Origin of the sequence: Streptomyces fuscichromogenes, assembly GCF_014645815.1 — a bacterium.
GTDB classification, from domain to species: Bacteria; Actinomycetota; Actinomycetes; order Streptomycetales; family Streptomycetaceae; genus Streptomyces; species Streptomyces fuscichromogenes.
In genome coordinates, this window is record NZ_BMML01000015.1 from 224,540 (window position 1) to 248,872 (window position 24,333).

General features: G+C 71.0%; 25 protein-coding genes and 1 riboswitch. Of the genes, 11 read left to right on the forward strand and 14 right to left on the reverse strand.

Features of this window, described 5'->3' with window-relative positions; translation table 11 throughout:
• Window positions 1–14: 14 nt before the first annotated feature.
• Window positions 15–1,439, reverse strand: a complete 1,425-nt coding sequence (locus IEZ11_RS30240; protein WP_189266084.1) for an alpha,alpha-trehalose-phosphate synthase (UDP-forming) — start codon at window positions 1,437–1,439, stop codon at window positions 15–17.
• A gap of 94 nt (window positions 1,440–1,533) precedes the next feature.
• Window positions 1,534–2,478 (reverse strand): glucosyl-3-phosphoglycerate synthase, encoded by a 945-nt coding sequence (locus IEZ11_RS30245; protein ID WP_189266085.1) that lies wholly within the window; start codon window positions 2,476–2,478, stop codon window positions 1,534–1,536.
• Window positions 2,479–2,635: 157 nt separating this feature from the next.
• Window positions 2,636–2,797, forward strand: a riboswitch (SAM riboswitch).
• 18 nt (window positions 2,798–2,815) lie between these two features.
• On the opposite strand from IEZ11_RS30245, the gene thrC reads away from it, so the two are divergent.
• From thrC to IEZ11_RS30270, 5 genes are all read left to right on the forward strand, one after another.
• Window positions 2,816–4,099, forward strand: coding sequence for a threonine synthase (thrC, locus tag IEZ11_RS30250; RefSeq protein WP_189266086.1), 1,284 nt, complete (start codon window positions 2,816–2,818; stop codon window positions 4,097–4,099).
• A gap of 43 nt (window positions 4,100–4,142) precedes the next feature.
• Window positions 4,143–4,418, forward strand: coding sequence for a MoaD/ThiS family protein (locus IEZ11_RS30255; protein WP_189266087.1), 276 nt, complete (start codon window positions 4,143–4,145; stop codon window positions 4,416–4,418).
• Between the two features lie 466 nt (window positions 4,419–4,884).
• Window positions 4,885–5,091 carry a cold-shock protein gene (locus IEZ11_RS30260; RefSeq protein ID WP_007493268.1) on the forward strand — a complete coding sequence of 69 codons (207 nt, stop codon included), beginning with the start codon at window positions 4,885–4,887 and terminating at the stop codon, window positions 5,089–5,091.
• A 333-nt stretch (window positions 5,092–5,424) separates the two neighbouring features.
• Complete coding sequence (gene groL, locus IEZ11_RS30265) at window positions 5,425–7,047, forward strand: chaperonin GroEL (protein WP_189266088.1); 1,623 nt, start codon at window positions 5,425–5,427, stop codon at window positions 7,045–7,047.
• Window positions 7,048–7,268: 221 nt separating this feature from the next.
• Window positions 7,269–8,396 carry an NADH:flavin oxidoreductase gene (locus tag IEZ11_RS30270; protein ID WP_189266089.1) on the forward strand — a complete coding sequence of 376 codons (1,128 nt, stop codon included), beginning with the start codon at window positions 7,269–7,271 and terminating at the stop codon, window positions 8,394–8,396.
• A gap of 129 nt (window positions 8,397–8,525) precedes the next feature.
• Here the strand turns inward: IEZ11_RS30270 and IEZ11_RS30275 are convergent, their stop codons facing one another.
• The gene (locus tag IEZ11_RS30275) at window positions 8,526–9,353 is read right to left on the reverse strand and encodes a hypothetical protein (protein WP_189266090.1); all 828 of its coding nucleotides are present in this window, start codon (window positions 9,351–9,353) and stop codon (window positions 8,526–8,528) included.
• Between IEZ11_RS30275 and IEZ11_RS30280 the strand changes: the two genes are divergently transcribed.
• From IEZ11_RS30280 to IEZ11_RS30290, 3 genes are all read left to right on the forward strand, one after another.
• On the forward strand, window positions 9,352–9,945 hold the full coding sequence (locus tag IEZ11_RS30280; protein WP_189266091.1) for a GNAT family N-acetyltransferase: 594 nt from the start codon (window positions 9,352–9,354) through the stop codon (window positions 9,943–9,945). The genes IEZ11_RS30275 and IEZ11_RS30280 overlap by 2 nt on opposite strands.
• A gap of 298 nt (window positions 9,946–10,243) precedes the next feature.
• Entirely contained in the window at window positions 10,244–11,116 is an 873-nt protein-coding gene (locus IEZ11_RS30285) for a metallophosphoesterase (RefSeq protein WP_189266092.1), read from the forward strand.
• 172 nt (window positions 11,117–11,288) lie between these two features.
• Window positions 11,289–12,764 (forward strand): MFS transporter, encoded by a 1,476-nt coding sequence (locus tag IEZ11_RS30290; RefSeq protein WP_189266093.1) that lies wholly within the window; start codon window positions 11,289–11,291, stop codon window positions 12,762–12,764.
• Between the two features lie 280 nt (window positions 12,765–13,044).
• On the opposite strand, the gene IEZ11_RS30295 is transcribed toward IEZ11_RS30290, so the two are convergent.
• The 7 genes from IEZ11_RS30295 to IEZ11_RS30325 form a co-directional block, all read right to left on the reverse strand.
• Window positions 13,045–13,950, reverse strand: a complete 906-nt coding sequence (locus IEZ11_RS30295) for a bifunctional helix-turn-helix transcriptional regulator/GNAT family N-acetyltransferase (RefSeq protein WP_189266094.1) — start codon at window positions 13,948–13,950, stop codon at window positions 13,045–13,047.
• A 43-nt stretch (window positions 13,951–13,993) separates the two neighbouring features.
• On the reverse strand, window positions 13,994–14,569 hold the full coding sequence (locus tag IEZ11_RS30300; RefSeq protein ID WP_189266095.1) for a hypothetical protein: 576 nt from the start codon (window positions 14,567–14,569) through the stop codon (window positions 13,994–13,996).
• 43 nt (window positions 14,570–14,612) lie between these two features.
• Window positions 14,613–15,284, reverse strand: coding sequence for a Uma2 family endonuclease (locus IEZ11_RS30305; RefSeq protein WP_189266096.1), 672 nt, complete (start codon window positions 15,282–15,284; stop codon window positions 14,613–14,615).
• Between the two features lie 59 nt (window positions 15,285–15,343).
• Complete coding sequence (locus IEZ11_RS30310) at window positions 15,344–16,234, reverse strand: hypothetical protein (protein ID WP_229713441.1); 891 nt, start codon at window positions 16,232–16,234, stop codon at window positions 15,344–15,346.
• A gap of 223 nt (window positions 16,235–16,457) precedes the next feature.
• Window positions 16,458–17,429, reverse strand: a complete 972-nt coding sequence (locus IEZ11_RS30315) for an ankyrin repeat domain-containing protein (RefSeq protein ID WP_189266097.1) — start codon at window positions 17,427–17,429, stop codon at window positions 16,458–16,460.
• 92 nt (window positions 17,430–17,521) lie between these two features.
• Entirely contained in the window at window positions 17,522–17,728 is a 207-nt protein-coding gene (locus tag IEZ11_RS30320) for a DUF397 domain-containing protein (RefSeq protein WP_189266098.1), read from the reverse strand.
• Window positions 17,712–18,551, reverse strand: coding sequence for a helix-turn-helix domain-containing protein (locus IEZ11_RS30325; RefSeq protein ID WP_189266099.1), 840 nt, complete (start codon window positions 18,549–18,551; stop codon window positions 17,712–17,714). Before IEZ11_RS30325 ends, IEZ11_RS30320 begins: the two co-directional genes overlap by 17 nt.
• Window positions 18,552–18,668: 117 nt before the next feature.
• On the opposite strand from IEZ11_RS30325, the gene IEZ11_RS30330 reads away from it, so the two are divergent.
• A complete protein-coding gene (locus IEZ11_RS30330) occupies window positions 18,669–19,061 on the forward strand; it encodes a hypothetical protein (protein ID WP_189266130.1) in 393 nt (130 codons plus the stop codon).
• Window positions 19,062–19,097: 36 nt separating this feature from the next.
• Here the strand turns inward: IEZ11_RS30330 and IEZ11_RS30335 are convergent, their stop codons facing one another.
• The 3 genes from IEZ11_RS30335 to IEZ11_RS30345 all read right to left on the reverse strand — a co-directional run bounded on the left by IEZ11_RS30335 (window position 19,098) and on the right by IEZ11_RS30345 (window position 22,515).
• Entirely contained in the window at window positions 19,098–20,501 is a 1,404-nt protein-coding gene (locus IEZ11_RS30335; protein ID WP_189266100.1) for a PTS transporter subunit EIIC, read from the reverse strand.
• A gap of 16 nt (window positions 20,502–20,517) precedes the next feature.
• Entirely contained in the window at window positions 20,518–21,447 is a 930-nt protein-coding gene (murQ, locus tag IEZ11_RS30340; RefSeq protein ID WP_189266101.1) for an N-acetylmuramic acid 6-phosphate etherase, read from the reverse strand.
• Between the two features lie 138 nt (window positions 21,448–21,585).
• Complete coding sequence (locus IEZ11_RS30345) at window positions 21,586–22,515, reverse strand: MurR/RpiR family transcriptional regulator (RefSeq protein WP_189266102.1); 930 nt, start codon at window positions 22,513–22,515, stop codon at window positions 21,586–21,588.
• Window positions 22,516–22,570: 55 nt separating this feature from the next.
• On the opposite strand from IEZ11_RS30345, the gene IEZ11_RS30350 reads away from it, so the two are divergent.
• Both IEZ11_RS30350 and IEZ11_RS30355 read left to right on the forward strand, forming a co-directional pair.
• Window positions 22,571–22,966: a DUF8819 family protein gene (locus IEZ11_RS30350; RefSeq protein WP_189266103.1), complete on the forward strand. Its 396-nt coding sequence runs from the start codon at window positions 22,571–22,573 to the stop codon at window positions 22,964–22,966.
• A 10-nt stretch (window positions 22,967–22,976) separates the two neighbouring features.
• Window positions 22,977–23,249, forward strand: a complete 273-nt coding sequence (locus tag IEZ11_RS30355) for a DUF4031 domain-containing protein (protein ID WP_189266104.1) — start codon at window positions 22,977–22,979, stop codon at window positions 23,247–23,249.
• A 6-nt stretch (window positions 23,250–23,255) separates the two neighbouring features.
• Here IEZ11_RS30355 and IEZ11_RS30360 read toward each other — a convergent pair whose 3' ends face one another.
• Complete coding sequence (locus IEZ11_RS30360) at window positions 23,256–24,326, reverse strand: GNAT family N-acetyltransferase (RefSeq protein WP_189266105.1); 1,071 nt, start codon at window positions 24,324–24,326, stop codon at window positions 23,256–23,258.
• Between the last annotated feature and the right edge of the window lie 7 nt (window positions 24,327–24,333).

A 24,333-nucleotide genomic window follows, 5' to 3' on the forward strand; every position in this document is an offset into this window, starting at 1 on the left:
AACCTCTACCCGGTCTACCCGCCCAACGCCTCCACCTGCTCAAGAAACCAAGCCGCCGGAGACAACGCGGTAGCCGCCGCGGCCAGCCTCTTGCAGCGCTCCGCCCGCTCCTCCGCCGGCATGGCCAGCGCCAGCGCCAACGCCTCCGCCGTCCCCCCGATGTCGTACGGGTTCACCACCACCGCGTCCTCGCCCAACTCCTCGTACGCCCCCGCCTCCCGCGACAGCACCAGCACACAGCCCTCGTCCGACACCACGGGAATCTCCTTCGCCACCAGGTTCATCCCGTCCCGGATCGGGTTGACCAGCGCCACGTCGGCCAGCCGGTACGCGGCCAGCGACCGTGCGAAGTCGTCCTTGACGTGCAGCACCACCGGCGTCCAACCGGCCGTCCCGTACGCCGCGTTGATCTCGTCCGCGACCCGCCGCACCTCCGCCGTGTAGTCCCGGTAGACCGCGAGGTCCTGCCGGGACGGGTACGCGAACGCGACATGCACCACCCGTTCCCGCCACTCGGGGTGGTCGTCGAGCAGCTGCCGGTACGCCAGCAGCCCCCGCACGATGTTCTTCGACAGCTCCGTCCGGTCGACCCGGACGATGGTCCTGCGGCCCTCGCCGCCGATCTCCTCGCGCAGCGCCCGCATCCGCTCGTCCACGTCCGGCTCGTGCGACCGCTTCCGCAGGAAGTCCGCGTCGGCCCCCAGCCCGTGCACCCCGATCCGGGTCTCCCCGGAGGGGATACCGGGACCCAGCACGGCATGACAGCAGGCGACGAACGCGTCCGCCCACCGCCGCGTCAGGAACGCCGCGTGATCGGCGCCGAGGATCCCGCTGAGCAGCTCCGCCGCGATGTCGTCGGGCAGGAGGCGGAAGTAGTCCGGCGGTGCCCAGGGGGTGTGCGAGAAGTGGCCGATCCGCAGGTCGGGGCGGAGACGGCGGAGCATCCGGGGGGCCAGGGCCAGGTGGTAGTCCTGGATCACCACCACCGCGCCCTCGGCCGCCTCCTGCGCCAGCGCCTCCGCGAAGGCGCGGTTGTAGGCCTGGTAGGACGCCCACTGCCGGCGGAACTCCGCGTCGAGGACCGGCTCCAGCGGGGTCTGGTAGAGCATGTGGTGGACGAACCAGAGGACCGAGTTCGCGATGCCGTTGTACGCGTCGGAGAACACGTCCGCGTCGATGTCGAGCATCCGGACCTGCTGCCCGCCGGTGTCCTCGGCCGGCAGCCGGCCGCCTCCGGCCCGCCGCACCGCCTCCCGGTCACCGTCGCCCAGCGCCGCGCACACCCACACCGCGTTCGCGTCCGGCCCGATCGCCGACAGCCCCGAGACCAGCCCGCCGCCGCCCCGTCTGGCGTGCAGCGAACCGTCCTCGCGCAGGTCGTACGAGACCGGGCCGCGATTGGACGCGACCAGCACCTCGGCACCGTCGGTGGAAGCCATGGGGGAAGCCATACGCCTCAACCTAGCCCGGCCCGGAAACGCTCAAACGTACGGCCACGCCCGACGCGCCGCCGTATACGGCCGTACGACGAAGTCACGCCACCTTGCGTTCGGCGTACTCCGCGATCTCCGCCATCGGCGGCCGTTCCTCCGTGTCCACGGAGTAGGTGCGCGGCTCGAAGCCGTCCTCGCCGCGTTCGAACTGGGTGAGGGAGGGGCGGATCAGATGGCCGCGGGCCAGTCGCAGCTGGGCCGTGCGGTAGATCGCGGCGGACATCCGGCCGAGGGCCTGGCCGTCCTGGTGGCGGTGTTTGCGGACCCCCACGTCGACCTGCGCCAACGCGTTGAGCCCCACCAGGTGCAGGGCGTCGACCAGCATGCCCAGCTCCACGCCGTAGCCCACCGGGAAGGGGAGCTGTTCGAGGAGCGAGCGGCGGGCCGCGTACTCGCCGCCGAGCGGCTGCACGAACCCGGCCAGCTGCGGCCAGTGCATGTTCAGCAGCGGGCGGGCCATCAGCTCGGTGACCCGCCCGCCCTGTCCGGCGGCGCCGCCGAGCGGGCGGTCGTACATCGCCTTGACCAGGTCCACGTCCGGGTCGGTGAGGAGCGGGCCGACGATGCCGGTGACGAAGTCGGAGGAGAAGTCGCGCAGGTCGGCGTCGATGAAGCAGACGACGTCCCCGGTGGTGACCAGGAGGGAGCGCCAGAGGACCTCGCCCTTGCCGGGGACGGCGGGGATGCGGGGCAGGATCGCGTCGCGGTGCACGACGCGGGCGCCGGCCGCCGCGGCCACGGCCGCCGTGCGGTCGGTGGAGCCGGAGTCGACGACCACGATCTCGTCGACGAGCGGCACCTGCTGCATGAGGTCGTGGCGGATGACCGCCACGATGTCGCCGACGGTCTCCTCCTCGTTGAGCGCGGGCAGCACGACGCTGACCGTCTGCCCGGAGGACCGTTTGGCGGCCATCACCTTGTGCAGCGGACGATCGGTTACGGACCAGGAGCGGGTGGCCAGCCAGCGCTCGACTTCTTCCAGCACGGTCAGCGGCTCCTCACTGTCACGGCCACACGACGACGTGTGATCCATCTCGCGGTTCGGACGACTCTCTCAACTGTCCTGGCCTTCGGTTACAGTCTTGAACAACGCCGATGACCATCGCATGTCCTGGGGTCACCCGGCGTTGACAACCGCATACCGCTCATCCAGAGGGGCAGAGGGAAACGGCCCGTTGAAGCCCCGGCAACCCTCCAGTCGGTTCTCGTAGATCGCCGATCAGTGTCGATCGCTCGCGAGGCTCCCGGCTAGGGAAGGTGCCAAATCCGTCTCACGACGAGATGCGTCGTGAGGAAGATGAGGAGAAAGGGCCTCGCCTCACATGGCTGCGCAGACTGTTGCAAGCACCACGGAATCCACCGTAGACCTCGGTCCCGCCACCGCGCTGAGCTGCCGCGAATGCGGTCACCGGGTACCGCTCGGCCCGGTGTTCGCCTGCGAGGAGTGTTTCGGCCCGCTGGAGATCGCGTACGACTTCTCGGCCTACGACACCGAGGAACTCCGCAAGACGATCGAAGCGGGTCCCGCGAACATCTGGCGCTACGCGCCGCTGCTGCCCGTCCCCGCGGACGTGGCGACCAAGCCGAACATCAACCCCGGCTGGACCAAGCTCGTCAAGGCCGACAACCTGGCCCGTGAGCTCGGCGTCACCGGCGGGCTGTACGTGAAGGACGACTCCGGCAACCCGACGCACTCCTTCAAGGACCGCGTCGTCGCCCAGGCCGTCGAGGCCGCCCGTGCCTTCGGCTACACCACCCTCTCCTGCTCCTCCACCGGCAACCTGGCCGGCGCGGTCGGTGCCGCCGCCGCCCGGGCCGGCTTCCGCTCCTGCGTCTTCATCCCGCACGACCTGGAGCAGGGCAAGATCGTCATGGCCGCGATCTACGGCGGCGAGCTCGTCGGCATCGAGGGCAACTACGACGACGTGAACCGTTTCTGCTCCGAGCTGATCGGTGACCCGGCCGGCGAGGGCTGGGGCTTCGTCAACGTCAACCTGCGGCCGTACTACGCGGAGGGCTCCAAGACCCTGGCGTACGAGATCTGCGAGCAGCTCGGCTGGCGGATCCCGGATCAGCTGGTCATCCCGATCGCCTCCGGCTCGCAGCTCACGAAGATCGACAAGGGTCTGCAGGAGCTGATCAAGCTCGGCCTGGTCGAGGACAGGCCGTACAAGATCTTCGGCGCCCAGGCCGAGGGGTGCTCGCCGGTGTCGGTGGCCTACAAGGAGGGCCACGACGTGGTCCGTCCGCAGAAGCCGAACACCATCGCCAAGTCCCTCGCCATCGGCAACCCGGCCGACGGACCGTACGTCCTGGACATCGCGCGCCGCACCGGCGGTGCCGTGGAGGACGTGAACGACGAGCAGGTCGTCGACGCGATCAAGCTGCTCGCGCGGACCGAGGGAATCTTCGCGGAAACCGCCGGCGGAGTGACGGTTGGAGTCACCAAGAAGCTCATTGAGAATGGGCTGATTGATCCGGCGAAGACGGTCGTTGTACTCAACACCGGTGATGGACTGAAGACGCTGGACGCGGTTGCGGGAACCGGACTCACCGCGACCATTCGCCCGAATCTGGAGTCTTTCCGCGAGGCCGGGCTCGCCTGAGTCCCCCGAGAAATTGGGCGTTGCCCAGACCGGAGGTAAAAACGTGAGCGTCACCGTTCGCATCCCCACCATCCTGCGCACCTACACCGGCGGCCGGGCCGAGGTCACCGCCGAGGGGACCACGCTCGGCGAGGTCATCTCCGACCTGGAGAAGAACCACACCGGGATCTCCGCGCGCGTTCTCGACGACCAGGGCAAGCTGCGCCGCTTCGTCAACGTGTACGTCAACGACGACGACGTGCGGTTCGAGCAGGGCCTGGAGACCGCCACCCCGGACGGGGCCGGCGTCTCCATCATCCCGGCCGTCGCCGGCGGCTGACCCGCCCACCCCGTGACGTGATGGCCGAATGACCGAACATTACCTTCGGTAATGCCCATCACCGAGTGTTCATCCGATTGCCCCCTCCGTGAGAGAAGTGGAGGGGGCAATTCTGTGGGGTTGAGCGCGGTAGAGTTGGGGAACACGGTCCCGATCTCCGGGTCGGGGGCCCCGAATTCATACCGCGAGCCCGGCAAGAAGTAGCCAAAGTGTGCGGGTTAAATGCGGCTTTTGTGGCCTTTATGGGGCCCGACTTGCCCTGAATTCGGCCGAATTCTCGCTACATTCCGGACCACTCCCGTCCAGAATTCTCGTCCGATTGACCTGTTGCAGAGGGCAGTTGGACAGATACATTCAGCCGCGGTCGACGCGTTCCGGCGCACGCCCCCAACCATTGGGGGGTGAGGTCTGACCCGGATCCGCGAAGTGTGGATCTGTGCAAGGGCCAGTAATAGGGGAGTTAGGCATGGCTCAGGGCACCGTCAAGTGGTTCAACGCGGAGAAGGGGTACGGCTTCATCGCGGTCGACGGTGGTGCGGATGTTTTCGTCCACTACAGCGCGATCCAGATGGACGGGTACCGCACCCTGGAAGAGGGTCAGCGAGTCGATTTCGAGATCTCGCAGGGCCAGAAGGGGCCGCAGGCGGACATGGTCCGGCTGGCGACCGGCTGAAGCACGCGCCGACTGACAGCGACGTTCTTCTGTATTTCTTCGAAGGGCTCGTGCCTCCCGGGGCACGGGCCCTTCGGCATGTCCCGGCCCGTGCCCCGGCCCGTGTCCCGGTCCAAGTCCCGGCCCCCAGTCCGCGAGAGCCGCTTGCACTCGCCTAGGCCGAGTGCTAATCATTGGCGTTAGCACTCTGAAGGTGAGAGTGACAACGAAGGACCGGGTCGGTGAGGCCCGCAGGCCGGGTGGGGCAAGGAACCCACGGGTCGGCGAGCCGTCCGTCGCGGGCGCGGGCGCGGTCCTGAAGACTCACCCCCAGTCCTGGAGGGACCACTTCACATGGCCAAGATCATCGCGTTCGACGAGGAGGCGCGGCGCGGCCTTGAGCGCGGTATGAACCAGCTCGCCGACGCCGTCAAGGTCACCCTCGGCCCCAAGGGCCGCAACGTCGTCCTTGAGAAGAAGTGGGGCGCCCCCACGATCACCAACGATGGTGTGTCCATCGCCAAGGAGATCGAGCTGGAGGACCCGTACGAGAAGATCGGCGCCGAGCTGGTCAAGGAAGTCGCCAAGAAGACGGACGACGTCGCCGGTGACGGTACGACCACCGCGACCGTCCTCGCCCAGGCCCTGGTCAAGGAAGGCCTGCGCAACGTCGCCGCCGGTGCCAACCCGATGGCCCTCAAGCGCGGTATCGAGAAGGCCGTCGAGGCGGTCTCCGGTGCCCTGCTGGAGCAGGCCAAGGACGTGGAGACCAAGGAGCAGATCGCTTCGACCGCCTCCATCTCCGCCGCCGACACCCAGATCGGCGAGCTCATCGCCGAGGCCATGGACAAGGTCGGCAAGGAAGGCGTCATCACCGTCGAGGAGTCCCAGACCTTCGGTCTGGAGCTGGAGCTCACCGAGGGTATGCGCTTCGACAAGGGCTACATCTCGGCGTACTTCGCCACCGACATGGAGCGTATGGAGGCGTCCCTCGACGACCCGTACATCCTGATCGCCAACTCGAAGATCGGCTCCGTCAAGGACCTGCTCCCGCTCCTCGAGAAGGTCATGCAGTCGGGCAAGCCGCTGCTGATCATCGCCGAGGACGTCGAGGGCGAGGCCCTGTCGACCCTGGTCGTCAACAAGATCCGCGGCACCTTCAAGTCCGTCGCGGTCAAGGCCCCGGGCTTCGGCGACCGCCGCAAGGCGATGCTGAACGACATCGCCATCCTCACCGGCGGCGAGGTCATCTCCGAGGAGGTCGGTCTCAAGCTGGAGAACACGACCCTCGACCTGCTGGGCAAGGCCCGCAAGGTGGTCATCACCAAGGACGAGACCACCATCGTCGACGGTGCCGGCTCGTCCGACCAGGTCGCCGGCCGGGTCAACCAGATCCGCGCCGAGATCGAGCAGTCCGACTCGGACTACGACCGCGAGAAGCTCCAGGAGCGCCTGGCCAAGCTCGCCGGTGGCGTCGCCGTCATCAAGGCCGGTGCCGCGACCGAGGTCGAGCTCAAGGAGCGCAAGCACCGCATCGAGGACGCCGTGCGCAACGCCAAGGCGGCCGTCGAGGAGGGCATCGTCGCCGGTGGTGGCGTGGCCCTGCTGCAGGCCTCCCAGGTCTTCGAGAAGCTGGAGCTGGAGGGTGACGAGGCGACCGGCGCGCAGGCCGTGAAGCTCGCCCTCGAGGCCCCGCTGAAGCAGATCGCCGTCAACGCCGGCCTCGAAGGCGGCGTCGTGGTGGAGAAGGTCCGCAACCTCACCCCGGGTCACGGCCTCAACGCCGCGACCGGCGAGTACGTCGACCTGATCGCCGAGGGCATCATCGACCCGGCGAAGGTGACGCGCTCTGCCCTGCAGAACGCCGCCTCCATCGCCGCGCTGTTCCTCACCACCGAGGCCGTCATCGCCGACAAGCCGGAGAAGGCCGCCGCGGCCGCTCCGGGCGGCATGCCGGGCGGTGACATGGACTTCTGAGCCTGACGGCTCGGCGGTTCCGACGCAGCACCGAGGGCGGCACTCCCTGTTCGACAGGGGGTGCCGCCCTTCGGCGTTCCCTGTCTCCGTGTCCGGGGTCACACGGCACCCGGGCGGGACCGGGAATGCGCGCGACCGGGCGGGTCGTTGTGCACAGACGTGCACTCAATGCGCGTGCACATACCGACCGGTATACGACCTATTCACGAGGAGCCCCCCACGTGACCGTCACCACGCCCCCTGCTTCCCGCGCGGCCGAGATTCTCTCCCGTCCCATCGCCCTGAACGGCCTCACGGTCCCCAACCGGATCGTGATGGCGCCGATGACCCGCCAGTTCAGCCCCGGCGGCGTCCCCGGCGAGGACGTGGTCTCGTACTACTCGCGCCGGGCCGCCGCCGGTGTCGGTCTGATCGTCACCGAGGGGACGTACGTCGGCCACGACTCGGCCGGGCAGAGCAGCCGCGTCCCGCGGTTCCACGGCGAGGAGCAGCTGGCGGGCTGGGCGAAGGTCGCCGAGGGGGTGCACGCGGCCGGCGGCACGATCGTCCCGCAGCTGTGGCACATCGGCATGGTGCGCAAGCAGGGCCAGCCGCCGGTCGCGGACGCCCCCGCCGTCGGCCCCTCCGGCATCCGTCTGGACGGCACCGAGGGCGAGGGCCGGGCGATGACCCGGCAGGACCTGGACGACGTGATCAGCGCGTTCGCCGAGGCCGCGGCCGCCGCCGAGCGCATCGGCTTCGACGGTGTCGAGCTGCACGGCGCCCACGGCTACCTGCTCGACCAGTTCCTGTGGGCGGGCACCAACCGCCGCACCGACGCGTACGGCGGCGACCGGGTCGCCCGCACGAAGTTCGCCGCGGAGGTCGTGGCGGCCGTACGCGAGTCGGTCTCCGCCGAGTTCCCGGTCATCTTCCGCTACTCGCAGTGGAAGTCCGACAACTACGACGCCCGCCTGGCCGAGACCCCCGAGGAGCTGGAGGCGATCCTCACCCCGCTGGCCGCCGTCGGCGTCGACGTCTTCCACGCCTCCACCCGCCGCTACTGGCTCCCCGAGTTCGAGGGCTCCGACCTGAACCTGGCCGGCTGGACCAAGAAGCTCACCGGCAGGCCCACCATCACCGTCGGCTCGGTCGGCCTCGACGGCGACTTCATCAAGGGCTTCATGGGCGAGGGCTCCCCGCTCAAGAGCATCGACGACCTCCTCGACAGCCTGGAGCGCGACGAGTACGACATGGTCGCCGTCGGCCGTGCCCTGCTCCAGGACCCCGAGTGGGCGGCGAAGGTCCTGGCCGGCCGGACGGACGAGCTGTCGGCGTACGACGCGGCGTCGCTGAAGACGCTTGGCTGAGCGTCGGCGGGGTGGTGGCGGCCGGCCGGGACGGTCTGTGTCCCGGCCGGCCCGGCTGTTCCGGGGTGTCGGAGGGTGCCTGCCGTGGACAGCCCACGGCCGTGGCGGGCGCGTCGGGTACGCGCACGGTCAGGTCACCGCCAGGAAGGTCAGGGCCAGCACCGCCTGGAGCGGCACGGACACGATCCCGAAGAGCAGGGCCCGGTTCCACGCGACGGACGGCTCCCGTCGGCGTCGTCCCGCCAGGGCCCATGACACCACGCCGGTCAGTGCCGGAATCAGGGCGATCAGGGCACACGCCAGCCGGAACGGCGTCCGGGGGTCCTCGGCCGCCCTCGTCCACAGCGGCTGGGTGTAGACAGCGTCGACCGCGAGCATGATCACCAGCCCGGCCCCGGCCACGCGCACTTCCCTGCCCTCGGGCCGCCCGAGGCGCGCGGCGGTGTGGACCAAGGTGTGCGCCACGGCCACGCAGACGCACAGGACGGCCGCCGCCCCGGCCCAGTCTCCCAGCGCGCTCAGGAACTCCCCCGGCGACAGGGCGCTGACGAGGTCGAACGCCAGGCCGAAGGTCGTCACTCCGAGAGTGATCAGAAGCGACGTGCGCAGCTGCTTGAGCAGCCCCGGACCCCGGTCGAGGAGGAGACGGCGGCGGTGCACGCCGTGGACCGCGCAGTGCACCACGGCCACCAGGACACAGAGGACGACCGTGGTCAGGGCCCAGCCGCCCAGGGTCCCCGGGAGGTTTCCCCGCCGTGGGTGCTCGACGACGTCCACCACGAGGTCGAGGGCCCTGATCACGAGGACGAACAGCATCGAGACCCGTAGTTGCCCGATCAGGCGGTTCATCACGACGCCGACGTCATAGGTATGCGCACTCCCGCTGTATACCGGGTCAACCTGAAGGAAGCGGCCGGTGGGGGCGGTGTACGGCCCCGCCGTTACCGTCGTCCTCATGAGCCACTCCTCGCGGCAGGCCACGTCCGCCGATCTCGATGCCGTCGTGTCCACGTTGACCAGTGCCTTCCTCCGGGACCCGGTGTGGGGGCCGGTCTTTCCGGACGAGGCCCGGCGGGCCGCGCAGATGGCGGAGCTGTGGCGGGTCTACGCCGATGCCGCGCTGCGCTATCCGTGGACGTTCGTGACCCCGGGCGCGGAGGCGGTGGCCGTGTGGATTCCGCCGGGCGGTGTCGAGCTGACCGAGGCGGAGGAGCGGCGGCGGGGCGAGGTGATGGAGCGGGTCGCGGGGGCCGGGGTGGCGCGGGCCGTCGAGGAGACGGAGGCGAGCTTCGGGGCCGCGCACCCGGAGGAGCCCTTCTACCATCTGACCATCCTCGGCACCCACGCCGACCACCGGGGCAAGGGGCTCGGCATGGCGCTTCTGTCCGACACGCTGGCCCGGCTCGACGACATCGGCGCGAACGCGTACCTGGAGTCCACGAACCCCGCCAACGACCGCCGGTACGAGAGCGTCGGCTTCGTCCCGCGGGGCGAACTCGTCACGCCGGGCGGCCAGACCGTGACGACAATGTGGCGCCCGGCCGGCTGACAGCGCCGTCTGCTTCTTCGGCCTGTGACAGCGCTGTCTGCCTCTCCGGCCTGCTGACAGTGCCGTCTGTTTCTTCGGTGGGCTGGCGGTGGTGTCTGCCCCCGGTCGACTGACCGCCGCGTCTGCCCCCTGGCCCGCTGATCACGGCGTCTGTCCCCCGGCTCGCCGGCCGCGGCGCCTGCCCCTCCGGCCGGCGGTTGCGGTCCTTCTTCCGGTGTTCCGGTGTTCCGGTGTTTCGGGCTGCCGGGCTTCCGGGTGTTCTGGGCAGTGGGGCCAACCGGCTTCTAGGCTCCGGGAGATGAGGATCCTGCATCTCTCCGACACCCACCTGGACCGCACCGACGCCCCCAACCGGCGCGGTGTCAACGCCACCGCGTCCCTGCGGCTGATGCTCGACGAACTCCGGCATCTCCAGGGCCTCGACGCGGTCGTCGTCACCGGTGACCTCGCCGACGACGGCGCGGTGGAGGCGTACACCGCCCTGCGCACGCTGATCGGTGACTACGCCGGGGCCCGTGACATCCCCGTCTTCTGCACCACCGGCAACCACGACGAGCGCGAGGCCTTCGCCAAGGTGCTGGGCAGTGGCCATCTCGCGGCCGACGGCACCGATCGCGCCGAGGCGGTGTTCGGGTCGCAGGAGCGCGCCGCGGTCAGCACGGTCGGCGGCCGGCGCTTCGTCACCCTGGACTCGCTCGTGCCCGGGAAGGTCTACGGCCGACTGGGCGCGCCCCAGCTGGAGTGGCTGCGCGAGGTACTGCGCACCCCGGCCGAGCGCGGCACGGTCCTCGCCTTCCACCACCCGCCGTTCGCCCTCGACCTCTCGGCGACCCAGCGGGCCTTCGGGCTCCGTGACCCCGGGGACCTGGCGGCGGTGATCCGGGGGAGCGACGTACGGGTGATCCTCACCGGGCACTACCACCTCCAGCTCTTCGGCCTGCTGGAGTCGGTGCCGGTGTGGGTGACGCCCGGGGTCGTCAACCGGATCGACCTGACCGTGGCGGCCGGGGGAGAGCGGGCGGTGCGGGGTGCGAGCGCCTCGCTGGTGGAGCTGGACGGGCCGGCGAGCCCGATGTTCCACACCTTCCACGCACGCGATCCGCAGGCGCACGAGACGGTCTACGAGATCGACGAGGAGCGCGCCCGAGCGTTCGTCGCCGAGCACGGCTGAGGGGGCGCCGAGGGGTGTAGTCGCCCCTCGGCACTCCGGTAGGGCATGTTGTCGCAGGTCAGCGGAGTTTTCCTGGAATTAACTTGCTTAACTCAATCAATCGACTTAAGGTTGCTTAAGTCAAGCAGTCACCACTTCGCTCATCGAGCCCGCCCGATGGAGGCCCGCCCCCATGTCCGACGCCCTCACCCGACCCGCCGCGGCGGGAACACCCGCCCCGCCGAGGTCGAACGCCGTGGTGGCGGTGCTGGCCCTGGCCGGAATCGTCGTCTCGCTGATGCAGACCCTGGTCATCCCGATCGTCCCGGAGCTGCCCACCCTGCTGAACGCCCCGGCCTCGGACACGGCCTGGGCGGTCACCGCCACCCTGCTGGCCGCGGCCGTGGCCACCCCGGTCGTGGGGCGCCTCGGCGACATGATCGGCAAACGGCGGATGCTGCTGACCAGCATCGTGCTCCTGGTCTCAGGCTCGGTCGTGTGCGCGCTGGCCGACTCCCTGGTCCCGATGATCGTCGGCCGTACGCTCCAGGGCCTGGCCGCCGCCGTCGTCCCGCTCGGCATCAGCATCATGCGCGACGCCCTGCCCGCCGAGCGGCTGGCCGGCTCCACCGCCCTGATGAGCGCCTCGCTCGGTGTCGGCGGCGCGCTCGGTCTGCCCGCCGCGGCCTTCATCGCCGACAAGTGGGACTGGCACATCCTGTTCTGGACCTCGGCCGCCCTCGGCGCCGTCGCCTTCCTGCTGGTCATGCTGATCGTGCCCGAGTCCAAGGTCCGCACCGGCGGCCGTTTCGACCTGGCCGGCGCGCTCGGCCTGTCCGCCGGTCTGGTCGCGCTGCTGCTCGCCGTCTCCAAGGGCGCCACCTGGGGCTGGACCTCCGGCACCACCCTCGGTCTGGCCACGGCCGCCGTCGTGATCCTGCTCGCCTGGGGCTTCTGGGAGCTGCGCGCCGAGCAGCCGCTGGTCGACCTCCGTACGACCGCCAAGCCGCAGGTCCTCTTCACCAACCTGGCCTCGGTCGCCCTCGGCTTCTCGATGTTCGCGATGTCCCTGGTCCTGCCGCAGCTCCTCCAGCTGCCCGAGCAGACCGGGTACGGCCTCGGCAGGTCGATGCTCACCGTCGGCCTGGTGCTCGCCCCGCAGGGTCTGGTGATGATGGCCATGTCCGCCGTCTCCGCCAAGCTCACCCAGGCCAAGGGCCCCAAGGTCACCCTCATGGTCGGCGCGCTGATCGTCTCCGCCGGTTACGCCCTGAACATCGTGCTGATGTCCGAGGTGTGGCACCTGATCCTGGTCTCCTGCATCATCGGCGCCGGTGTCGGCTTCACCTACGGTGCGCTGCCCGCCCTCATCATGGGCGCGGTCGACCCCTCCCAGACCGGCGCCGCCAACAGCCTCAACACCCTCATGCGCTCCCTGGGCACCAGCTTCGCCAGCGCCCTCGCCGGCGTCATCCTCGCCCAGATGACCACCGACTTCGGCGGTCACGCGCTCCCCTCCGAGAACGGCTTCAAGGTCGTCATGGCCATCGGTGCCGGGGCCGCCCTCCTCGCGTTCCTGGTCGCCACGCTCATCCCGCGCCGCAAGCCGGCCGTACCGGCCGAGCCCACGCCGACCGAGGAGCCCGAGGCGGTCACCGCCAAGGCGTAACCCTCCCCGACCCCACAGGCCGGGCGGCTCTCACCCCGACGAGTGAGACCCGCCCGGCACTTCTATGCTCCCGGACCGAACGGCCCCGAAGGGGGGGGCGCGGGGCTGCGTCCATATGCGGCTCCGCCGCGTGGGCGCGAGCACCCCCACCGGCCCGCGGCCGAACGAACACATACCCCCGGTCGAAGAAAGCGAGTGACGATGACGGCGAGCAGCCCCCCGCCCCCTGCCCACGACGAGCAGGCGGCTGTGTGCAGAGGGGGGTACGAGTGCGGGACCGTCACCGCTGCTCGGCTGACGGCGCGGTGATCCGCTTCTCGAACCAGTGGTGGGCGTAGGGCTCGTCGTTGAAGGCGGGGACCTCCTGGAAGCCGAAGGAGTGGTAGAGGCTGATCGCGGCGTCGAGCGTCTTGTTGGTGTCGAGGCGCAGGGTGTCGTAACCGTGCCGGGCGGCCCGCGCTTCCAGTTCGGTCAGGAAGCGACGGGCGAGGCCGAGCCTGCGGGCCTGCGGGGAGACCCACATCCGCTTGATCTCCGCCGGGGCCCCGGCCGGCAGCTTCACCCCGGCGCAGCCGATGGGTTCGCCGTGCAGCCGGGCGACCAGGAACAGGCCGTGCGGCGAGCGGAGCTCACCGGCGTCGGGCAGCAGGCTGCGGGCGGGATCGAAGCCGGTGTCGAAGCGCTCCTGCAACTCGGCGAAGTAGGCCAGCAGGCAGTGCCGGGCGTCCGGGTGGCCGGGGTCGACGACGTCCAGGGTGACCGTCCCGGCGGTCAGCAGCCGGTCGACCTCGGCCATGGCCGCGACCAGCCGGGCGCGCTGCGCGGCGTTGAGCGGCTGGAGCATCGAACCCGCCAGGTCGTCGCTGCGGTCGTCGAGCAGGGTGCGTTCCGCCCGCCCCTTCTCCGTGAGCCGCACGGTACGCACCCGCCGGTCCTGGGGCTGCGGCTCCACCGCCACCAGATCGTCGGCCTCCAGGGACCGCAGCAGCCGGCTGACGTACCCGGAGTCGAGCCCGAGCCGCTCCCGCAGCCGCCGCACGTCGTCGCCCCGCTCGCCGATCTCCCAGAGCAGCCGGGCCTCGCCGATCGGCCGGTCGCGGCCCAGGTAGCGGTCGTGGAGCACGCCCACGCGCTCGGTGACGGTGCGGTTGAACCGCCGTACTTGCTCGATCTGTGCCGCATCCATTCGCTGACTTTAGTCAGAGAAAGTGGAATCGCGCCATTGGTCGCTACAGATTGCCGAGCGGCTCGATGTCCACATGTACGGGTGTGCCCCACACCCGGAGCACCTCGTAGTCGGTGAACTCGTGCACCAGCCGGTAGGCCATCGCCGGTCGGGAGCCGCGCCGCTGGGCGGCCAGGTACAGCTCGGCCTCCTGCCGGTCCCGCCGGGGGGTGCCGCACAGCTCCCACTCCCGGCCGTTCCACGCCTCCGGCAGCCAGCGCTGCTGCGGCTGCGGGCGGTCGCCCCGCACCCCGTACCGGGACATGGAGGGGCTGACGGCCTCGCCCGGCACCGGTCGGGGACCACTCGCGTACTCCGACCGCCGCGCGGCCCGCCGCCGCGTCTCGCAGAGCAGGCACAGGTCAGGGGCGCTCTCGTCCACGGGCCCCTGCGGATGCTCGGCGCACCGGGTGGTGGGCGCGGCCGCGCTGACGCTCTCCTCCAGCAGGTCGAGGGCGCGCCGCAGGTCGTCCTTCACCTCGTGCAGCTTGGCGTCGGGCGTGTCGGCGGACAGTGCCTCCCCGTGCTCGCCGAGCAGACGAAGAGCGCGGCCCAGGGCGGTCAGCTGGGAGTGGTTCATGCCGACCAGGGTCGCACGGGGCGCTGACAACACGGCGGTGAGTTCAGTCGGCGTAGTCCTTGAGCTCCTCGGTGTCCAGGGTGAAGGCAAGGGGGGCGGGGAGCTCGACGAGGGTTCCCCAGGGGTAGGACGCAGTCTCCTGGTAGCGGCTGTCCTCAGGGTCGCTGTAGACGACGACAGTGTTGTTGTCACGGTCGATGAGCAGGTAGACGGGGATGTCGACCGCCGCGTAGCCGACGGGTTTGTCGATGCGGTCCCGTTGATCGGTGTCGCGGTCGTGCGAGGTGATCTCGACGACCATGAGTACGCCATTGGCGGCAGACCACTCACCATGCCCTTTGAAATGGCCTCGCGGCACTAGGGCCCCGTCGGTGCGTGCGCGACCCTTGCGGTAGGCCTCGGTCTTGACGCCGCGCTCGTGGTGGAGGCGCAGGTCGGGGCGGTGTTGCAGGCACTGCTCCAGCAGCCACATGTGGATCTCGCTGTGGTTGCCGTCCGGCATCGCCTTGACCTCTAGTTTTCCGTTGATGTACTCAAGCCGGACCGTCTCCGGAGCTCGCCGATCCAGCTCTTCGAAGTCCTCGACGCTGAGGGGGTCCTTTGTGCGAACCTTCCCGTCGACGAATTCGAGCCGCACGCCCTCCGGGGCCACGCCCGCGAGTTCCTCGAAGTCCTCGACTGGCATTTGCGGTCGTTCAGCGGTGCTGGGGGTCATGGCTTCGCCTCCTCCCCTCCATCGTGCCCCGGGGTGACGTCGTCGGACCGTAGGAGCGGTCATGCGGGTGTCCTCTCTCGTCGTTGGTTCATCGCGCCACGGATCTGGGCGGCGCGGGACTGGACCTCGGAAGGCGACAGGGGCGTGTTGGGGCTGCTGGGGGCGCGTTCGCCCCGGCATGCGCCGCAGATGCCGCCGGGCAGGGCCTCCGGGCGGCCCGGAGTGCGGCACTTCGCGCACTCCAGGATGCGGAGGGGCGGGCGAGCGGGTGGCCGTGCCGGCTCGGGCGGGAGCTTGTCGGTGAGGCGTCTGCGGAGGAGGGCGGCAGGGTGGTGGACGGGGGAGGGGAGCCCGCTGGTCAGGGCCTGGACGGCGTGTTCGTCGGTGGCGCCGCGGGCGAACCACTCCGCCAGCAGCGGGGCGAGGGCCGCGCAGTCGGCCTGGGAGAGGGAGAGGGCCGGGGCGGTGCGGCCGAGGGCGGCGAGGAGGATGTGGGCGCGGGAGCGGGTGGGGCGGGTGGGGCGGGCTCGGTCGGGGGGCTCCTCCGGCTCCGGTACGGCGCCCCGCGTGAACGCCGCCCACCAGTCATCGTCGTGTGCGGTACGGGACCACCACGATCGGGTGATCCAGCGACGGCTCCCCGGGTCGGTCAGATGTTCCCGGCCCCGCCTCAGGTGCCCTGCCCGTTGGAGGTTGTTGAGGGCGGTACGGAGGGCGCACTGGCCGTAGGGGAGCTGCTTGGCCAGCGTCTTCACGGAGATGTCGGCGCCGTCGGGGAGCCGGTCGACGTACCCGGCGATGGCGGCTTCGCGAGGCGGGAGATGGGCGAAGTCGTGACGGGTGCGGCGGTGTTGGTCCGGCGCGGACCGCTTTCCGTACCCCGGGTTGGCCATGGGGTGCGGGGCGGCGTGCGCGGGCGAGGGGGCAGCACTAAGCTGACTGTCAGCCATGGGATCGCTTGTTCCGATCTTGTTGGTCAAGCCCCCGCAGGTGTTGGTAGCGCCTGACGGGGGCTGTTTCGTCCGTTATCCGGGCACGCTAGACGATCGTGACTGTGCGTGGCAAGTCGAATGCGTCAAGTCAACACGCGGGGTGGGAGGGTGGGTTGAGGCCCTCTGACCATTCCTTGAAAAAGGCGTTCGGAGCTGGTCGCTTGAGCCTCGGGACCCCTTTTCACATCGCCCAGTAGTCGCGCTCCGGCAGTTCGACCCAGTGGTCCGGTGGGCCGATGACCGCGCGGGCGTCGGTGGGGCGGAGGCCGGTGCGGGCGAGGGAGTAGGCCACGGCCTTGTAGTGGTGGAGGTACGAGAGCAGGGCCTCCTCCGGGCTGTCCTCGGCGTACGGGCCGCCACCCGGGTGCAGGTCCCAGCCCTCGCAGACGCCGTCACGGTGGACGCTGCCCTGGTTGCCGCTCTTGGGGTTGGCGTAGAGGCCGTAGGAGACGGTGCCGGGGGAGAGACGGGCGTGCAGTCCGGGCATCGACGGGCCGTATCCCCAGGGCTGGGTGAGCACGCAGCCGCCGGGCACGGTTGTCACGCCGACCAGCAGCAGGGTGTCGTCCAGCTCGTACTCGTACGGGTCCGCCAGCAGGTCTTCCATCAGCCGGGCGTCGGCCGGCCTCGCCTCCAGACGGCGTATCGCCTCCTCGGCGTCGATCCCGGCGACGCAGGCCAGCCCCAGGCCGTCGTGGTGGAACTCGCCGAGCGCCGCGAGGAGCCTCCGGCTCTCCTCCGCCATCGCGCGCTCGGTCTCCGTCAGGGGCGGTACGCCCTCGGCCGGCGTGAACAGGTCCGGCTCCGGTCCGGCCAGACTCAGCCGGGCCGGAGTCCAGCCGCCGAACCCGCTCCACAGCGGGTCGGCTCCGGCGGCGGCGAGCGCTCGTGCGTTCTCGGTACGGCCGGCGACCACCGCCTCCCACAAGGCGGTTGCCCCGTTCTCCAGCGCGTCCACGTCGGCGACGCGGCGGGACAGCTCGGCGACGACCTCGGGCGAGCCGAAAATCGCCGCGCGGTGCAGGGGGCGTGAGCCTCCGGCGCCCCACCTCTCCGGATCGGCCCCGGCATCGAGCCGCCGCGTCACGTCCGCGTGGTCCAACCAGCCCTGGTAGTCCATGCCGGCCCACGCTCCGTCGTCCCGCCCTGTCATCCCGCGTCCCCTCCAGCCCGTCGATCCCCGCGACGCCACCCTCGCAGACGGCGCTGACAACGGGTGCCGACAACTGCCCGGGGGTCACTTCATCAGCGGGCGCTCCCCTTCACAGCCTCCACAAAGGCCGCCCAGGCGGCCGACCGGAACACGAGCTTCGGGCCGAGGGGGGCCGCCTTGGAGTCACGGACGGGGATGAGGGCGGGGTGGGCGTCGGAGACCTCCAGGCAGTCGTTTCCGCCGGGGCCGCTGTACGTGGATTTGCGCCAGCCGAGTTCGTGGTCAGGGATTCTGCTCATGCGTGTAATCCTCCGCCAACGCCTCGATCAGGGCCAGGGACTTCTCCTGCGAGAGCGCGGAGGCCACGAGCAGATCAAACACGAACCTCAGTTGGGTGACGGTGGCCGGATCGTCCTCCAGCCGCCCACTGCGCACCGCTTCGAGGTAGGCCAGCGGAGGGGCGTCCTCGAACTCCATCAACTTGAGGGCTCCCGCCATGCCCGCGTGTGCACCCGCGCTGAGCGGCAGTACCTGCACGATGGCCCGATTGCGGCGGGACAGGTCGGCAATGTGGCGCAGGGCTTCCGCCATCACTCCCCGACCGCCCGCTGCCCGGCGCAGCGCCGCTTCGTCAAGCACCATCCACAACAACGGCTTTGTTGGGTGGTCCAGCAGACGGGTCCGATCCATCCGGCCTTGCGTCCACTCTTTGATGGTCTCCGCAGGTGTCGTCGGGTCGTAAGCGCGGTTCACCGCCCAGGCGTACGCGGGTGTTTGAAGCAGTCCGGGGACCAGGAGCGGCGTGTACTGCCTGATCGCTGTCGCCTCAGCCTCCAACTCTGCTACGTCCACGAAGAACGCCGGGTACTTGGAGGTTGCCCCCACCCCGCAGTGCCGCGTGAAGAAGCCCCCGGCCGCCAGGACTTCGTCCAGCATCCGCGCTACCTCCGGCTGCATCCGTCGTGTCCCTGCCTCCAGTTGCCCGATGAATGAACCGCTCACGAATACCAGCTGGCCCAATTCGGCCTGGCTCAGACCCTTCCGCTCGCGCGCGTGCCGCAGCTCCGCCCCCAGCAGGGCCCGCGGCGATGACGACGGATCCAGATCCTTCGGCCCTGCCATGTGCACGCCCCTGTCCAACAGACGAGGTTGTTGGGATGCCGTATCTGGCCAGGTTAGGGGCGTGAAGGCAACGCTGTGTCGTGAAGCGGAAACTCAGCGTGGAGGTGCGGAATGGTGCTGCGGACCACCGAGGACGTCGTGGAGTCGTTGCGGGCGGCCCTGAGAGGTGTCGGTGTCGTGCTGCCCTCGCTCTGCGTCGATCCGGTGACCGGGGCGAGCGACGAGCCGTTCGCGCTGGTCGAGTTGGGGCGGTGCAATGTGCGGGTCGCGGAGCGGCTGGCGTCGGTGGTGAGGGGGGAACGGCCGCCGTTCGGGACGTTCGTGACGGACGTGCGGGACGGGCGGCTCGGGGAGGTCAGGGGGCATGTCGGCGGTGTCGTGCGGGTGCGGCCCGTCGTCGGCGGCAAGGAGTGGGACTGCCCGCCCGAGTCACTGGAGCCGGCGTCGCCGGACGACGTGCTGCGGGCGCAGGTGCGGCGGGCCAACAGGGAGCAGCGGCTGACCTGTTGAGCGCGGTGGTCGGCGGCGGCGACCCCGGTGACCTCATCACCTGGATCGCCGGGGTGACGGGTCGGCCGGGCTGCCGGGGGCGACGGCGGGGCGGAAACCGGCGTACGTCGCCAGGAAGCCCACGGCGTAGCCGGTCAGCAGACCGCCCGCGTAGATCGCCGCCGCCAGGGCCGGGCCCCGGTTCCCGGTGAGGAGCGGGAACAGGGCCCAGCCCGAGGGGCCGATGGCGGTGGCGCCCACCCGGTCGCCGAGCACCGCGAAGAAGCCGACGAAGGCGCCGCCCGCCGCCCCGCCCGCGCAGGCGGTGAGGAAGGGGCGGCCGAGGGGGAGCGAGACGCCGTAGATGAGGGGTTCGCCGACGCCCAGCAGGCCCGCCGGGAGCGCCGACCTGATGGTCGTACGGAGGTGGGTGTCGTGGCGGAGGCGGACGTAGACGGCGAGCGCCGCGCCCACCTGGCCGGCGCCGGCCATGGCGAGAAGGGGGAGCAGGACGGTGTAGCCCTGCTGCTGGATGAGCGTGGTGTGGATGGGGATCAGGGCCTGGTGCAGGCCCAGCATGACCAGGGGGAGGAAGAGGCCGCCGAGGATCAGGCCCGCGAGCGGCCCGGTGGTGGCGAGCAGCCAGTTCGCCGCGGTGCCGATGGCGGAGGAGACGAGACCGGCGGCGTACATCAGGCCGTAGAGCGTGGCCAGTCCGGCGACCAGGACGGTGACGGTGGGGGTGACCAGGACGTCCAGGGCGTCGGGGACGCGGCCCCGGCACCACCGTTCGACGTACGTCGCGAGCAGCGCCGCCGCCAGGGCTCCGAGGACGCCGCCCTGCCCGGGAACGAGCGCCACCCCGAAGGCCGTCACCTTCGCCACGCCCGGATAGACCACGATCGCCGCGACCGCGCCGCCGAGCACCGGTGTCCCGCCGAACACCTTCGCCGTGTTGTAGCCGACGAAGACGCTGATCAGGGCCATGAAGCCGGAGGCGATCGCGGCGAGGGCGGGGGTCAGGCCGGGCAGCCAGCCGGCGTTCACGAGCAGTCCGTCGAGCCCCGCGAGCACCCCGCAGCCGATCAGGGCGGGAATGAGCGGCACGAAGACGTCGGCGACGCGGCGGAGGGCGGTCTTGACCGGGGTCGCGTTACGCCGCACCCGCTCCGCCCGCAGCTCGGCCCCACGCGCGGCGAGCCGCTGCGCGGACAGCAGCTTGTCGAACTCGGCGGTCACGGTCACCACGGCCCCCGGCCCGATGACGATCTGGAAGGTGTCCCCGTCGGCCACCACCCCCAGCACCCCCGGAACGGCCCGTACCGCCTCCGCGTCCACGAGCGACGGATCGCCCAGCCCCACTCTGAGCCGGGTCATGCAGTGGGCGACGGAGGTGACGTTCGCGGGGCCGCCGACCAGGGGCAGCAGCGCGACAGCGGTGTCGTACGACGATCTCTGCACTCCCCGAGCGTGCGGGTCAGCCGCCCGCCGTGGCGAGCGCGGCGCGCAGATGGCCGCCGGACTCCTCCAGAAGGCGGGTGGCGGTGGGCCCGTCGACGCCGGCCAGGATCACCAGGACGGCGTCCTTCACCTCGCCGTCGGTGGCGGTGAGGGCCGCCTCGATCTCCTCGTCCGACGCACCCGTGGCGAGGGCCACGATCCGCCGTGAACGGGCCCGCAGCTTCTCGTTCGAGGCGCGGACGTCGACCATCAGGTTCCCGTAGGTCTTGCCGAGCCGGATCATCGTGATCGTCGACAGCATGTTGAGGACGAGCTTCTGGGCGGTGCCGGCCTTGAGCCGGGTGGAGCCGGTGAGCAGCTCGGGGCCGACGACGACCTCGATGCCGTGCTCGGCGGCGGCCGCGAGCGCGCTGCCCGCGTTGCAGGAGAGACCGACGGTCAGCGCGCCGAGGGCACGAGCGTGCTCGACGGCGCCGACGGCGTAGGGGGTGCGGCCGGAGGCCGAGATCCCGACGACCGTGTCGGACGGGCCGATGCCGAGCGCGTCGAGGTCCGTCCGGGCCAGCGCCGCGGAGTCCTCGGCCCCTTCGACGGACGTGACCAGGGCGGTGGGCCCGCCCGCGATGACCCCGACGACCTGCCCGGGGGCGGTGTTGAAGGTGGGCGGACACTCGGAGGCGTCCAGCACCCCGAGCCGCCCGGCGGTACCGGCCCCGGCGTGGACAAGGCGGCCGCCCTGGGCCATCCGGGTGGCGATGGCGTCGATCGCCGCCGAGATCTGCGGCAACCGGAGAGCCACGGCCCCGGCCACCCCCGCGTCCTCGCCGTTCATGAGCCGGGCGAGGTCGAGGGTGGGAAGCGTGTCGATCTCGGCGAACTCGGGGCGGAACGCCTCGGTGGTGAGCGTTTCGAGCGCGGTGCGGAGGGCGTGATGTTCGGTGGTCATTCGGATACGGCTCTTTCTGACTCGGTCGAGTGCACGCACCCGGGGGCGCGGGGCTGTATCGAATCTGCGGCTACCGCCGCGTGGGCGCGACCCGCCACGACGGACCGGCACGTACCCACGGTGATCAAGTCCTGCGGTCTATCGGGGCACACTCCGGTGCCGATGAGCCAACGCCTCGTACGACGCCGCCAACGCCGGCGCCGCCGCCTCGTACGTCCGCTGCGCCACCCCCACGAACAGACAGTCCACCACCAGCAGCTGCCCGGTCCGCGACGACATCGCCGCCGGCCGCAGCTCGCTCTCCCGCGAGGTGGACGTCGTCAGCACGTGATCGGCGTACCGCGTCACCGAGGACCCCGGCCGTCCGGTGACGGCGACGGTCGTGGCACCCCGCTCGAAGGCCACCCGCAACGGCTCTATGACATCCCCGGTCGCGCCGGAGTGCGTGATCGCTATCGCCACGTCCCCGGCCCGCAACTGCACCGCGTTGGTGACCGCGAGATGGGGATCGCTGTGGGCGTGCGCTATCAGCCCTATCCGCAGCAGCTTCTGTGTGAGGTCCTGGGCGACCAGTCCCGATGCCCCGATGCCGTACACATCGGTCCGCCGGGCCCCGGCCAGCGCGCTCACCGCGGCCGCCAACTGCGTCGTGTCGAGGCCGGCCGCGGTGTCCGCGAGGGTCTGCTGCTCGTCGTGCGCGAGCTTCGCGACGACGTCGGCGATCGGGTCGTCGACGGCGATGTCCGTGGTGATCGCGGGTGCCCGCCCCGACCGCTGCTGCGCGGCGAGCCCGGCCAGGGCGAGCCGCAGGTCGCGGTAGCCGGGGTAGCCGAGCAGCCGGGCGGTGCGGACGACGGTCGCCTCGCTCGTGCCGGTGAGCTCCGCGAGGCCGGTGACCGTGAGGGCCGCGCAGCCGGCCGGGTCCTCCGCGACGGCCTCGGCGACGCGCTGCACGGAACGGGTCATGGAGGGCGCGAGCGTCCGCACCTTGGCCGCGAGGGCGGCGGGAGCCGGTGGCGGGGCACCGGTTCCGTACCCGCCGAAAGTTTCCTTCACGCGTTCGGTCACCCATGAAAGATATTTTCGGTTCCGTCGCCCGGTCAAGACCGCGCACAATGGGACCATGGACCCCGTAAGCCCCTTGGAACAGGCGTTGCACGCCGCCCGCGCCCTGGTGCTCGCCGACCTGGTCGCCGGCGAGGTCGCCGAGGCGGACGTGGTGTCGCTGGTCGAGGACTCCGTCGTACAGCGGCGCTGGTGGGTCCAGCAGTGGCCGGACGGCGCGGAGTACGTGGCCGGGCTGGTGGCCCAGGACGTACAGGACGCCCTGCTGGAGCGGTACGGCCGCTGGCCGCTGTGCCCGGTGTGCGGCTCCGGCGACCCGCACGCGCTCGACGTCGAACCGGAACTCGGCCCCGACCCGCACTGGGTGTGCCACAAGGTGGGTGTGAAGGTCGCCTCCGTCGGCTCCCTGGCCGGTTCCCTGGGCGGCTCCCCGGGCGGGACGGCGTCCTCGTGAGGGTGCTCTCGTGACGGTGTACATCGACCCGCCGAACTGGCCGGGCCACGGCCGGATGTGGTCCCATCTGGTCAGCGACGTCTCGTACGCCGAACTGCACGCCTTCGCCGAGGACTTGGGCGTGCCCCGCCGCGCCTTCGAGCGCGACCACTACGACATCCCCTCCCACCGCTACGCGGACGCGGTGGCGGCGGGGGCGGTGGAGGTCGGCAGCCGCGAGGTGGTGCGGCTGCTGCACGGGGCGGGGCTGCGCCGGCGCAAGGGTGACGTGTCCCGCGGCTGACGGCCTCTACTCCACCCGCAGGGCGAAGGCCAGCCCCTCCTCGTCCTCGCTCACCTTGGTGAACCCGGCACGGGTGACGACCGCCTGGGACGGGGTGTTGGCCGCCTCGACGGTCGCGAACAGGGAGCGTACGTCGTCGCGGGCCAGGGCCCAGTCGGCCAGGGCGCGCAGCGCTTCCGTCGCGTAGCCGTTGCCGCGGGCGGCCTCGGCCAGGTCGTAGCCGATCTCCACCCGGCCCTCCTCGTCCGGGGCGGAGTGGAAGCCCATGCCGCCGACCGCGCGGCCGTCCGCCCGGCGGACCAGGACGAAGACTCCGAACTCCGGCCGGTGGACGCCCCCTTCGTACGCCTTCAGCAGGAAGCCGGCGGCGTCCCGGGTGCCTTCGTAGGGGCCGCCGTCGATCCACTCGAAGCCCCCGTCCCCGCCGTGGCGCAGGTCGCGGGCTTCGGCGGGGCGGATGCCGACGAGGTCGAGGCGGTCGGCGGAGATGACGAGGTTGTTGCTCCAGCGCCAGTCGGTGACCGGGGCGCGGCCGGGCAGTTCGCCGCGGCCGGTGGCCCAGAGCAGGGTCTGCCAGGCCGTCGGGCCGGGCTGGACGTGCGGGAAGAGGTGGCCGAGGACGGCCTCGGCGAGTTCCTCGGCGGGCCGGTAGGGGATCTCCAGGCCGGTGGCCATGTCGTGGGTGTGGAGCAGCACTTCGGCGATCCCCATCGCGGCGAAGCCCGCGCGGTCGGCGCTGCGGAAGGGGTACGGGTGGAAGCCGCGGGCCGTGCGCGGGGTCGTGCGGACGGTGGCGGCGAGCAGCGCACCGGTGGTCTCGATGACGTGCAGCAGGCCGGAGTTGTCGGTGCCGTCGTCGAGTCTGAGCTCGAACGGCACGTAGGCGTCCTCGGCGCGGCCGGCCAGGTTGGCGGCGTAGGCGACGAGGTCGTCGGCGATGTGGACCGCCGTGTCATGGCAGTTCCAGTCCAGCCGACCCGCCCGCACGCCTGCCCAGTCCCGGTCCACCGCCGTCCGCAGGGCCGCCGTGCAGCCCGCGACGGCCGCTGTCACCTGATCCCCGCCCGTTTCACGCATGGGCCGC

Coding starts and splice junctions, on each gene's coding strand:
- IEZ11_RS30315 (WP_189266097.1), bottom strand. CDS start 17,429: ATGACAGGGCGGGACGACGGAGCGTGGGCCGGCATGGACTACCAGGGC.
- IEZ11_RS30285 (WP_189266092.1), top strand. CDS start 10,244: ATGAGGATCCTGCATCTCTCCGACACCCACCTGGACCGCACCGACGCC.
- IEZ11_RS30260 (WP_007493268.1), top strand. CDS start 4,885: ATGGCTCAGGGCACCGTCAAGTGGTTCAACGCGGAGAAGGGGTACGGC.
- IEZ11_RS30350 (WP_189266103.1), top strand. CDS start 22,571: ATGGACCCCGTAAGCCCCTTGGAACAGGCGTTGCACGCCGCCCGCGCC.
- IEZ11_RS30320 (WP_189266098.1), bottom strand. CDS start 17,728: ATGAGCAGAATCCCTGACCACGAACTCGGCTGGCGCAAATCCACGTAC.
- IEZ11_RS30310 (WP_229713441.1), bottom strand. CDS start 16,234: ATGGCTGACAGTCAGCTTAGTGCTGCCCCCTCGCCCGCGCACGCCGCC.
- IEZ11_RS30240 (WP_189266084.1), bottom strand. CDS start 1,439: ATGGCTTCCACCGACGGTGCCGAGGTGCTGGTCGCGTCCAATCGCGGC.
- IEZ11_RS30305 (WP_189266096.1), bottom strand. CDS start 15,284: ATGACCCCCAGCACCGCTGAACGACCGCAAATGCCAGTCGAGGACTTC.
- IEZ11_RS30360 (WP_189266105.1), bottom strand. CDS start 24,326: ATGCGTGAAACGGGCGGGGATCAGGTGACAGCGGCCGTCGCGGGCTGC.
- IEZ11_RS30295 (WP_189266094.1), bottom strand. CDS start 13,950: ATGGATGCGGCACAGATCGAGCAAGTACGGCGGTTCAACCGCACCGTC.
- IEZ11_RS30290 (WP_189266093.1), top strand. CDS start 11,289: ATGTCCGACGCCCTCACCCGACCCGCCGCGGCGGGAACACCCGCCCCG.
- IEZ11_RS30300 (WP_189266095.1), bottom strand. CDS start 14,569: ATGAACCACTCCCAGCTGACCGCCCTGGGCCGCGCTCTTCGTCTGCTC.
- murQ (WP_189266101.1), bottom strand. CDS start 21,447: ATGACCACCGAACATCACGCCCTCCGCACCGCGCTCGAAACGCTCACC.
- IEZ11_RS30275 (WP_189266090.1), bottom strand. CDS start 9,353: ATGAGGACGACGGTAACGGCGGGGCCGTACACCGCCCCCACCGGCCGC.
- groL (WP_189266088.1), top strand. CDS start 5,425: ATGGCCAAGATCATCGCGTTCGACGAGGAGGCGCGGCGCGGCCTTGAG.
- IEZ11_RS30325 (WP_189266099.1), bottom strand. CDS start 18,551: ATGGCAGGGCCGAAGGATCTGGATCCGTCGTCATCGCCGCGGGCCCTG.
- thrC (WP_189266086.1), top strand. CDS start 2,816: ATGGCTGCGCAGACTGTTGCAAGCACCACGGAATCCACCGTAGACCTC.
- IEZ11_RS30280 (WP_189266091.1), top strand. CDS start 9,352: ATGAGCCACTCCTCGCGGCAGGCCACGTCCGCCGATCTCGATGCCGTC.